At 62.3% G+C, this 11,311-nt stretch carries 8 protein-coding genes; 2 read left to right on the top strand and 6 right to left on the bottom strand.

Annotated elements, in window-relative coordinates:
* Nucleotides 1-54 precede the first annotated feature (54 nt).
* Genes GL286_RS05215 through GL286_RS05200 form a run of 4 tightly spaced genes read right to left on the bottom strand, consistent with a single transcriptional unit; the run spans nt 55 to nt 3,804 of the window.
* Nucleotides 55-828 carry a heme ABC transporter ATP-binding protein gene (locus GL286_RS05215; protein ID WP_155094430.1) on the bottom strand — a complete coding sequence of 258 codons (774 nt, stop codon included), beginning with the start codon at nt 826-828 and terminating at the stop codon, nt 55-57.
* Complete coding sequence (locus tag GL286_RS05210; RefSeq protein WP_155094429.1) at nt 825-1,895, bottom strand: FecCD family ABC transporter permease; 1,071 nt, start codon at nt 1,893-1,895, stop codon at nt 825-827. The genes GL286_RS05215 and GL286_RS05210 overlap by 4 nt, the downstream gene beginning before the upstream one ends.
* Nucleotides 1,895-2,767: a heme/hemin ABC transporter substrate-binding protein gene (locus GL286_RS05205; protein WP_155094428.1), complete on the bottom strand. Its 873-nt coding sequence runs from the start codon at nt 2,765-2,767 to the stop codon at nt 1,895-1,897. Before GL286_RS05205 ends, GL286_RS05210 begins: the two co-directional genes overlap by 1 nt.
* Nucleotides 2,764-3,804, bottom strand: a complete 1,041-nt coding sequence (locus GL286_RS05200; protein WP_155094427.1) for a hemin-degrading factor — start codon at nt 3,802-3,804, stop codon at nt 2,764-2,766. The genes GL286_RS05205 and GL286_RS05200 overlap by 4 nt, the downstream gene beginning before the upstream one ends.
* A 148-nt stretch (nt 3,805-3,952) precedes the next feature.
* Here GL286_RS05200 and GL286_RS05195 point away from each other — a divergent pair, with 148 nt between their 5' ends.
* Nucleotides 3,953-6,001 (top strand): TonB-dependent receptor domain-containing protein, encoded by a 2,049-nt coding sequence (locus GL286_RS05195; RefSeq protein ID WP_155094426.1) that lies wholly within the window; start codon nt 3,953-3,955, stop codon nt 5,999-6,001.
* Between the two features lie 47 nt (nt 6,002-6,048).
* On the opposite strand, the gene GL286_RS05190 is transcribed toward GL286_RS05195, so the two are convergent.
* Nucleotides 6,049-7,719, bottom strand: a complete 1,671-nt coding sequence (locus GL286_RS05190; RefSeq protein ID WP_155094425.1) for a thiamine pyrophosphate-binding protein — start codon at nt 7,717-7,719, stop codon at nt 6,049-6,051.
* 198 nt (nt 7,720-7,917) lie between these two features.
* Between GL286_RS05190 and GL286_RS05185 the strand changes: the two genes are divergently transcribed.
* Nucleotides 7,918-8,631 carry a GntR family transcriptional regulator gene (locus tag GL286_RS05185; protein WP_155094424.1) on the top strand — a complete coding sequence of 238 codons (714 nt, stop codon included), beginning with the start codon at nt 7,918-7,920 and terminating at the stop codon, nt 8,629-8,631.
* 47 nt (nt 8,632-8,678) lie between these two features.
* Here GL286_RS05185 and GL286_RS05180 read toward each other — a convergent pair whose 3' ends face one another.
* Nucleotides 8,679-11,303 carry a nitrate reductase gene (locus tag GL286_RS05180; RefSeq protein ID WP_246184830.1) on the bottom strand — a complete coding sequence of 875 codons (2,625 nt, stop codon included), beginning with the start codon at nt 11,301-11,303 and terminating at the stop codon, nt 8,679-8,681.
* Nucleotides 11,304-11,311 lie beyond the last annotated feature (8 nt).

The following is an 11,311-nucleotide window of genomic DNA, read 5'->3' as shown; positions in this document are numbered from 1 at the left end:
AACGAAAACGCGCGCCGGATCTAGCGCGCGTTTTCTGTTCGGCTTGGGACTGCTTCAGGCGGCGACCTGAGGCAAGATCCATATCCCTTCGGTCGGAACCTTGTTCACCCGCAGGTCGCAACCATAGGCGTTCGACAAGGTGGCGTCGGTCATCACCTCGGCTGGCGTACCCTGCGACAGCACTTCGCCACGGCCCAGCAGGATGACCTTTTGCGCGAAAAGTGCCGTCAGGTTCAGGTCATGCATGACCGCGATCACCCCGCCTCCGCGTCGCGCGTAATCTGCGGCCAGTCGCATCACGGTCAACTGGTGCGCGATATCGAGGCTGCTGACCGGCTCGTCCAGAAACAACCAGCGCGCGCCTTGCTCGTCGACCGGATTCCAGACCTGCGCCAGAACGCGGGCCAGTTGGACGCGCTGCTGCTCGCCTCCGGAAAGCTGCTGATAGAGGCGTCCGGAAAAATCGGGCAGATCGACAGCGGCCAGTGCGGCGGGGATCAGGGCATCGGCACGTTCGCCGCGTGCCTCAAGCCCGATGCGGACGACCTCGGCGACGGTAAAGGGAAATGACAACGCTGCCGCCTGTGGCAGGACGCCCCGACGCCGGGCCAAGGCTTCGGGCGCAAGGGCCGTAATGTCTTGGTCATTCAGGGTGATGCGACCGCGATGCGCCAATTCTCCGGTCAATGCGCGCATCAATGTCGTCTTGCCCGAGCCGTTCGGACCGACAATGGCGGTAAATTCGCCAGCCTCGGCGGTCAGCGAGACGTCCTGAACGATGGGCTTTCTGCCGATGCTGACCGAGACATCCTGTGCCGCCAAAGTCATAGGTCGAGAACTCCGCGATTGCGTAGCAAAATCCACAGGAAGAACGGTCCGCCGATCATGGCCGTGACGATCCCGATGGGCAGTTCGGCGGGTGCTATCAGGGTGCGGCTGGCCATGTCGGCCCAAAGCAGCATCGTCGCGCCCAGAAGTCCCGAATTGACCAGAAGCCAGCGATGGTCCGGTCCGCTTGCCAGTCGCAGCAGATGCGGAACGACGATGCCGACAAAGCCGATCCCGCCCGATACGGCGACAGCGGCGCCGGTCGCTGCCGCGACGGTCAGGATGGCGCGGTTCTTGACGCGCTGGACGCGGATGCCGACGTGACCGGCTGCGGCTTCTCCTAACGCCAAAGCGTTCAATCCACGCGCCAATGCCGGAGAGGTCACGACCGCCAGCAACATGATCGGGCCAGCGGCCATCAGCTTGGGCCAGTTGGCTCCGGCCAGAGATCCCAGCCCCCAGAAGGTCAGGTCGCGCAACTGGCTGTCATTCGCGCGCAGGATCACCAGTCCCGCGATTGCGCTAAGGATAGCCCCAAGTGCAATGCCGGCCAGCAGCATGGTCGCGACCGAGGTTCGCCCCTTTCGCGTGGCGACGCGATATAGGGTCATCGTAGTGACCCAGCTGCCGATGAACGCCGCGACCGGCACCAGATACCAGCCGAAGATTCCCGCGATTGCCGCAGGCAGCGCCGTTCCCAGAACAATCGCAAGGATCGCGCCCAGTGACGCACCGGAACTGACACCGACGATCCCCGGATCGGCAAGGGGGTTGCGGAACAATCCCTGCATCAACGCGCCCGAGACGGCCAAGGCCGCCCCGACGCAGACGCCCATCAGGACACGGGGCAGGCGGATATCAAGCAAAACGACCCGATCCTGCACCGCCAGTTCCCGCCCCGCCAGCAGATCCGAGATCGCCCGCGTCAGCGACGTGCCCGATGCCCCCCAGCCCAATGACATTATTGCAGTCACCAGCAGCGCGACGACCAAAATCCAACTGGTCAGCCGCGCGCGATGACTACGATCACCGGCAATTCGGGAAATTTCGGGGCTGACCGCGACCATCACTTCGCTCCGTAGACCAGATCGTGCAGCTCGACCGCCGCTTCTCCGGTGCGGGGGCCGAAGCCGAGCAGTTTCAACCCGTCCATGATGACAATATTGCCGCTTTGACCGGCCGGAGTCTGGGCAATCGCGGGCATTGCCAACGCCGATTGCTTTGCGGCATCAAGGCTGTTCCCGCCATTCGCGGTCGCATCGGCTTCCGCATTGCCGCGCTGCATCATCAAAATGACGTCGGGCGCGGCCTTGATCACGGCTTCATCCGTCACGGGTTTGTAGCCCTGAATGCCGGTCAACGCGTTTTCGGCTCCGGCCAGCTTGATGATCCCGTTCGCGGACGTACCCTCGCCACCGGCCATAACACGGCCACCCTGCAGCGACAGGATGAACAGCACCTTTTTCGGCTCTCCGACCGTCTTTGCACGCGCTTCGGCATCCGCCAGATCGGCGGCCAGCTTTTCGCTTAGCGCCTTGCCTTTTTCCGGAACGCCCAAAGCTTCGGCGACTTCGCCGACCTTGATCAGAACACCTGCCGCATCGAACTGCTCGGCGACAGAGACATAGGGGATGTTGGCCGATTGCAGCACCGAGACTGCCTCGGGCGGGCCTGCGCCTTGCTCGGCAAGGATCAGATCGGGCGAGACCGACAGCACGCCCTCGGGGGAAAGCGCCCGCATATAACCGACATCGGTCAGGGCGGTGGCTTCGGGCGGCCAGTTCGACGTGGTATCCCGCCCTATGAGCCGCGATTGCTCGCCAAGGGCATAGATCGTTTCCGTCACCGAGCCGCCGATGGACAGAATGCGCTTGGCCTCGGGAAAGCTTTCGGCATGGGCAGGCGCTGCCAGCAGCAGCGCCAGTGCTAGGGCTTTCATGCCACGGCCTCGGTCAGCATGGGCAGGCCCGCGACCAGCTTGGCCCATTGCTCGGCATCGCCACCTTTTTCGGGGCGCAATCCGAAGCATTGGAAGATCAGCGCCCCCTCGGCGTCGAATGCCTCGACCGAGATTGCCGGACCGCGCTTGGTCGGTTTGTGAACCGCCCAGACTTCGGCGACGTGATCTGCACGCAGATGCAGGTTGAAGCGCTCGTCAAGCACGTTCAGCCAAGGCCCCATGGGTTTCAGCGTTTCGATCTTGCCGGAATGGATCTCGATGCAGCCCATGTTGCCGACAAAGAACATGATGCCGACGCTATCGGCCTGAACGCGTTCCAGCAGGGCAGGGACGGCGTCGATTGCCAAAGGCAGCACATAGGGAGCGCCCGCGATGCGATAAGCACCTAGGCGGTTCATTTTCTGACGGTGAATCAGCGTGTTGAACTGATGCGTGTCGGTCATGTCGTCCCATTCGCGACGCAGCGCGTCGGCGCGGTCCGCCGAAGCCCTGGCAGGCTCGACCGGCGCGCGCGGGCCGAATTCGACGCTGTCCGACTGGTCCTCGGCCACCAGATCGCGTTTGAGTGCATCCCATGCCGCCAGATCCGAGCTGTCACGCAGGTGGACCTTGTGGACAGCATCGCCCGCCGCATCGAAGACCTGAACCGAGCGGCGAATGCCTGCGTCTGTCGCCTTTTCAACGGCAAAGGCATGGACCCAGTGGCGCGGGAACATCCGCATGTCGATCTCGGGGTCCAGCGTCATCGACGCATGATCGCCGTCGTGGAAGTTGTTGTAGGTTCCGATTTTCTCGATCACGCAAGAACGGTTGCGCGTCAGGGCCATCACATCGCCCAAGGCTTGGATCGCGGGGAAAAGGCGCCCCAGCGTCGGATCGATCCGGATCGCGCCATGCCCGACCTGCGCTGCAACCAGCGCGCCTTCGGCGACACCCAGCTTCGCTGCCAGATCCACGGGACGACCGGTTTCCTCGGCCTGAAGACGGCGCAGGTCTGAGGGAGAGTGCTGGGTCATTGTCAGCCTTTTGCTTTGTTATCTTGAAGTTACACCCCGGACGCCGGAGCAAATGAGTCATTGACAGTTTTACTAGGAAAATTTAGCGGGGCGCAAGACGCGAGCCAATAAGCCAGCAAGAAATCATCAAAATGACCACGGGGACATTATGCCACGACATACGATTTATGTCGCGCTGCTTGCCGGCTCGACCTGCCTCACCACAATCGCATTTGCTGCGCCTGCAATCTCGCAAGAGGCCGAAACGGCCGAACGCAATTTCATGCTGGACCCGATTGTGCTGCGCGCCGGTAAGCCCAAGGTTGCCTCCTCGGTTCCGCAATCGGTGACGGTCGTTGGCGAGCAGGAACTGGACGACATTGCCCCCGTTCACATCGGCGAAGTTCTGGACACGGTCCCGGGGGTTGCGGGCACCGGCTCGGGCAGCTTCTTCGGTCAGGGCTTCAACATCCGCGGTTTCGGCGCGAATGGTATGGCTGGCGGCGAAGCGGGCATCGTGCAGTTGATCGACGGCGAAGAGAAATACTACGAATCCTACCGGCAAGGTGCGCTGTTCGTTGAACCGGACTTCCTGCGTCAGGTCGAAGTTCTGCGCGGTCCGGGTTCCTCGACGCTTTACGGCGCGGGTGCGCTTGGCGGCGTGATCGCGATGGAAACAATCGAGGCCTCGGATCTGATCGCCGAGGGCAAGACCTTTGGTGGCCGCGCCAAACTTGGCTATTCGTCAAACCCCGACAGCGTTCTGGGCAGCCTAGCCTTGGGCTGGCGCCCGACCGAGGATTTCGAGGGCGTCGCCGCATTCGCCTGGCGCAAGCTGGGTGACACCAAGGACGCGGACGGCAATACGACGATCCGGTCGGAATCGAACACGCCGAACTTGCTGCTGAAGGCGAAGAAGACCTTCGGAGATCAATATGTTGCCTTCTCGTACCAGCATCTGGAAGCCAAGGGTGACAATCAGGACTTCGACCAGATGCATGGTGCGCAGAAAGACCTGTATTATCCGGGCTTCTCTTGGGGCGTCGGTGACATCACGACCCGTGACCAGACTGCACGCATGGTCTGGGGCTGGAAACCTGCGGATAACCGTTATGTCGATCTGACGGCGACGCTGTCCTATACCAGCACGATGAAAAACGTCGAGCAGGGCGACAACCCGTCCGAGCCGATCTTGGACTCGTTCCTTGGCCGTCGCGACTACCGTTTGTGGAAATTCAAGGTCAACAACATCGCGGATCTGTCGGGCGACGCCTATCAGCATTTCCTGACAACAGGGGCCGAAGTCTGGAAGCAGGACCGCTCGTCGCGCGTGCCGTCCTCGTCCCACCCCGAGGGCTTTACCCGTGGCTGGTCGGTCTACGCCCTGTCCGAAGTCACATGGGACAAGCTGACGGTGAATTCCGGTCTGCGTTACGAAAAACAGCGCACCGAGCCGAAAGACAGTGTCAGTTTCGATGCCGAGGACCGCAGCTTCGAGGCCATCGAGCCGCAGGTCGCCGCGATCTACAGCCTGACCGATGCATGGTCGGTCTTCGGCTCAGTCGCATTCGTGAACCGCATTCCGACCGTCGACGAGTTGTATGACGGCTCGATGGTCACAGCGCCCAACCCGAACCTCAAGGACGAAAAGGGCAAGAACCTCGAGATCGGCACGTCGTATCACGCCAGTTCGGTTCTGGCTGACGGCGATGAGGCGGCGCTGAAACTGACGCTGTATCGTAACCACATCGACGACATGATCATCCGCGCCGGAGCCGGCCCGACGGCCTATTACACCAATGTCGAACGTGCCTATCTGAAGGGTGGCGAGCTAGAGGCCAATTACGTGGTGAACGCTTGGGAACTCGGCGCGGCCATTACCGTGACCGAAGGCGTCGATCAGGACGATGTCGATCTGGACACGCTGCAAAACAACCGCCTGATGCTGCAAGCCGTCTGGAATGCCAATGACGCATGGCGTCTTGGCGCGCGCAGCACGCTGGCGGCCGGTCGCGACAAACCGACGGGCGAGCATCGCGCCGGTTACGGGGTGCATGACATCTTCGCCTCGTGGTCACCGCAATCGGGCATGGCCGAGGGGATCGAGGTCCATATGGGCGTCGATAACGTCACCGATACCGACTACACCCCCGCAAGCTGGCTGGGTGGCCCTGCACCGGGTCGCAACTTCAAGCTGTCGCTGTCGCGCAGTTTCTAAGAAAACCTGCGAAAGGCCCGGAAACTCCGGGCCTTTCCGTTTCCGGCCTATCGTTGACCGCGCAGTTTCGCGATGGTCGTCCGGGTCGAGATCTGCTCGGGATCGGTGACCAGTTCAATGACAGTCGGGCGGTCGGACGCGAAAGCCGCCTTGATCGCAGGCAGGAATTGCTCGGTTCGGGTCACGCGCGCGAACCCCGAGCCCAGACCTTGCGCCAAGGCTCCGAAATCGGGATTGGTGATGTCCGTGCCAGAAACCCGCCGGGGATGCTCGCGTTCCTGATGCATCCGGATGGTCCCATAGGTTCCGTTGTTGAAAACCAGCACGATGGGCCGCCCGCCATGCTGGACGGCGGTGGCGATCTCGGCTCCGCTCATCATGAAACCGCCATCGCCGACAAAGGAAATCACCTGTCGCGCGGGATCTAGCAGCGATGCCGCCACGGCTGCAGGAACCGAATACCCCATCGCTCCGCAGGTCGAGCCGATCTGCCGCCCCGGTCGGGCGAAGCGCAGGAAGCGTTGCGGCCAGCCGGTATGATTGCCCGCATCCAGCGTGATGACCGCATCGGCAGGAAGGATGTCGCGCAATTCCTTCATGGCAAGGCCCATATCCAGCGGGAAATCGTGCGGCGGCGGCTCGGCATCCGCCAGATATTCCTCCCGCAACGCCATGCGCCAGCCGCTATGACCCGACACGCCCAAATCCGCATTCTCAAGCGCAAGGGCGGTGGCGACGGGATCGGCGGCAATACCCAACGTCGGACTGTAGACGCGACCTATCTCGTCGGGATCGACATGGATGTGGATCAGGGCTTTTCCGGTATCCGGCACATTCAACGAGGAATAGTTGCGTGTCGTGATCTCGCCCAGCCTTGCGCCGATGACCAGCAAGGCGTCGGCCTCGGCCAAGCGCTTGACCAGACTGGGAGCAACGCCGGTTCCGAAATCACCGACATAGCAATCCGACGCATTGTCGATTGCATCCTGCCGACGGAAAGAGGTGGCGACCGGCAGATCGTTCTTCTGTGCGAAGCGTTCGATCGCTTTGGCACCCGCGTCGGTCCAGCCGGAACCTCCCAACAGGACCAGCGGGCGACTTGCCCCCTTCATCACATCCGCGATCCGCAGGATTTGCGCGGGATCGAATTGCGGGACCGTTGGCACGAAGGCGAGCGCATCGGCAACCTCGACCATGTCGGTCAGCATGTCTTCGGGCAGGGCAAGGACGACGGGTCCGGGGCGACCGGAAGTCGCGACCCGAAACGCCCGCGCGATATATTCCGGAATCCGAGCCGCATCGTCAATCTGCGCGGCCCATTTCGCGACCGGAGCAAACATCTGGCGGTAGTCGATTTCCTGAAAGCTTTCACGGTCGACGGTGCCGCGCCCGACCTGACCGATCAGCAGGATCATCGGGGTCGAATCCTGATAGGCGATATGGATCCCAATGGCCGCGTGACATGCGCCGGGACCGCGCGTCACCATGCAAATGCCGGGGCGACCGGTCAGCTTGCCATAAGCCTCGGCCATATTGGCGGCTCCGGCCTCGTGGCGGGCATTGTACAAGGTGAACCGGTCGCGGACGTCATAGGCTGCATCCAGAATCTCAAGATAGCTCTCGCCCGGAACGCAATAGGCGCAGTCGGCCCCGTGGATCAGAAGCTGATCGACCAGAACCTGTCCTCCGCTGCGCGCGTTTCGGATGTGCTGGGTCATGTTCCTCTCCCTTCGGGTAATGCAGACCGGCGCCAATTTGGTCGCAATCAAACGGCAATGTCGAGACATGTCACATCTCGCAACCACTCTGGGCGGAAAGCTGGTATTTTAGTTTTCAACCGCTCCTTGGGATGTATTGTGCTGTGATGCAGCACGACACGCCTTGGCGTATCGATGCTGCACTGAGGGGGGAGAGGAATGAATTTGTCCGTCAAGGCAGCGGTCGAACTGGCGCGCCACAATATCCGGTATCAGGCGCGCTCGGCCGCGGTCCGAATCTATGATGATCTGAGGCAGCGTATCCTGTCGCTGGATCTGCCGCCGGGCGCGAACCTGTTGCGATCCGAGCTGGCCCAGCATTACGAGGTCAGCCAGACGCCGCTGCGCGATGCCTTGCAGCGTCTCGAACAGGACGGCTTGGTCGATATTTTCCCGCAGTCGCGGACTTTGGTCACGCGCATCAACACCACCCGCGTGCAGGAGGCCCAGTTCCTGCGCCTCGCGCTTGAAACAGAGGTCGTGCGGCGGTTGGCCCGTCAGGGCGCCCCCGAAGTGGTGGAATATGGCCGTGCCGTGATCGAGTTGCAGCGCAGTCTTGCCGGAGATCGCAGCCAGCTACAGCTTTTCCAAGAGATGGACGAATACTTCCACGGCGTCCTGTTCGGAGGCTTGAAGCAGGACGAATTGCATACCCTGATCCGGTCACGCTCGGGACATTTCGATCGGGTGAGGCGGCTTCAGACCCATGCCGAGGACAAGATCCAAGCGATCCTGTCGGGGCATGAACGGATACTGGAAGCGATCAACAATTGTGACGAGGACGCTGCGGTCGCTGCCATCCGTGACCATCTGCACAAGGAACCCGATTGGGTCGATGTCTATCGCAAGGAACACGAGGATTACTTCGTCTGACCCGCGCCTTAGTCTACGCGGCACATCCATCGGATGTGCCGCTTGGTTCAATTGCCATGTATGGCTCCGGCCAGAAGTGCCTTGATCTCGGGGCGGCATGAGCCGCAATTGGTTCCGGCCCGCAATGCGGTTCCGACCTCGTCCACGGTGGTCAGGCGGTTCTCGCTGATCGTGCTGCGGATCAGGTTCACCCCGACATTGAAGCAGGCGCAGACCAAGGCGCCTTGATCGGGACGATCCGAGCCGGGGCGCCCCGCAAGGGCATCGGTCGGGTTGGTTTCGCCAAGCAAAGTCCCCAGATGGCTGCGCGATAGCCCGACCGGCTCACGCGCGATGAACAGCGCCGCCTGCAACCGCCCGCCCGAGATAAACGCCAGCCGGATCTGTCCCTTGGCGCGGTCGCGCACGGTCAGGGGCTCGTCGTCCAGCCCGAATAAAAGGCGGGCGTAGTTCATCCAGCATTCGGGATCTTCCGCTCCGGCAAGTTCGGCCTGCCATCCGCCCTGAATTGCCGCCCGAGCCCAATATTCGCAGCTGGGCGAAATTCCCTTGGCAGAGATCGCATAGCCGTACCAGGCGGGGCGGAAGGGCGCGATTGCAACCGTCGCCGATTTCGAGGCGGGCTGCCCAGAGACCGGATCCGTCACCGCAGGCACCAAGACGTCAATCCGGCCCGAGGGTGCTGTCTCGCCCGTCCAATGGATCGGCGCGAATGGTTGGCCCATCGCAACACGATCTGTCACCAGAACCCGCAGGATCGAAGCTCCGTGCGGGTTGCTGACCCGCGCAAGGCCTGCGGCTGTCAGCCCCAACGTCTCGGCATCACGGGGATGTATCTCGAGGAAGGGTTCGGCCAGATGGCGTGACAAGCGGGGGGATATTCCGGTCCGCGTCATCGTGTGCCAATGGTCGCGGACGCGGCCGGTGTTCAGCCGATAAGAATGCTCGGCGCTGGTCGGTTGCGGCGCGCGTGGCGTCACCGCGATCATCCGAGCCTTGCCGTCCGGGTGATGGAACCGCCCCTCGGCGAAGAAGCGGCCACCGCGTTTGCGGGCCGACTGTGGCCACAGGAACGGCTCGAGGCGGTCATAGGCCTCGGCAGTGATGCCTGCATGGTCCGAGATATCGAAATCGCTGCCGAGATTTCCGGCGACACCTGACAGCGCCGCGTGTTCGGCAAAGATCTCGGCGGGGGTTGTCCATGCGAAACGCTCGGACCAGCCCATGCGGGCAGCGACATCCGCCAGAATGCGCCAATCGTCGCGGGCCTGACCGACAGAGGGCAGGGTGCGACGTTGGCGACTGATGCGACGTTCCGAGTTCGTGACCGTGCCGTCTTTCTCGGCCCAACCGGTGGCAGGCAGCAGGACATGGGCAAGGCGCGTCGTGTCGGTCTGCGCCATCATGTCCGAGACGACGACGAAGTCACAATTGGCTATGGCGCGGGCGACACGATCCGCCTCGGGCATCGAGACGACAGGGTTGGTACAGATGATCCAAAGCGCCTTGATGCGCCCGTCCTCGACGGCGCGGAACATATCCACCGCCTTGAGGCCCGGCTTTTCCGGCATCTTCGGGGCCTGCCAGAAATCCTGTACCGCATTCCGATGCACGGGGTTCTCGATATCGAGATGGCAGGCCAGCATATTGGCAAGGCCGCCGACCTCGCGCCCTCCCATGGCATTGGGCTGGCCGGTGACGCTGAACGGCCCCATGCCCGCACGTCCGATCCGACCGGTGGCAAGGTGGCAGTTCAGGATCGCATTGACCTTGTCGCTGCCCGATTCCGATTGGTTGATGCCTTGCGAATAGACTGTGACGACCCTTTCGGTGCCGATCCACAAATCGAGGAACCGGCGAATATCGTCGCCGGATAGGCCGGTGGCGGCAGTCTGGACCTGAGAAGCGGCTTGAACTGCTTCCTCTAGTCCATTGAGATTGAGGATAAAATTTTCATCTACGGCATTTCGCGCCGCGATCTCGGCCAGAAGCGCGTTGAACAATACCGCGTCCGAACCGGGGGCGAGAGCCAGATGCAGGTCGGCGATGTCACAGGTGGCGGTCCGGCGCGGGTCGATAACGACGACGCGCATCTCGGGGCGCGCTTCTTTCGCGGCCGCGATGCGCTGGTAAAGCACCGGATGACACCAAGCGAGGTTCGAGCCGGTCAGCACGATCAGATCGGCTTGCTCCAGATCCTCGTAGAGGCCCGGAACGGTATCAGAGCCGAACGCACGGCGATGCCCCGCAACCGATGACGCCATGCACAGCCGCGAATTGGTGTCGATATTGGCCGAACCGATGAAGCCCTTCATCAGCTTGTTCGCGACATAGTAGTCTTCGGTCAGGAGTTGTCCCGAGACATAGAAGGCAACCGAATCCGGTCCGTGTTCGGCGATGGTGTCCGAAAAACGCTTGGCGACCAGATCCAGCGCCTCGTTCCAGCGGGCAGGGCGGCCGTGAATGCGTGGGGTCAGCAGGCGGCCCCGCCGGTCAAGCGTCTCGCCCAAGGCCGAGCCCTTGACGCAAAGCCTGCCAAGATTCGCCGGATGCTGCGGATCGCCCGCGATGTTCAGCCCGCCGGAGGCATTCGGTGTTGCAAGCACCCCGCAACCTACGCCGCAGTAAGGGCAGGTGGTGCGGATCGTCGGCAGTGCGGGATGCATGGTCATTTTGTGGC

Source organism: Paracoccus aestuariivivens, assembly GCF_009711225.1.
In the GTDB taxonomy this organism is placed as follows: Bacteria; Pseudomonadota; Alphaproteobacteria; order Rhodobacterales; family Rhodobacteraceae; genus Paracoccus; species Paracoccus aestuariivivens.
Note: the sequence above shows the minus strand (reverse complement) of the source record. Positions and strands in the feature narration are given on the sequence as shown.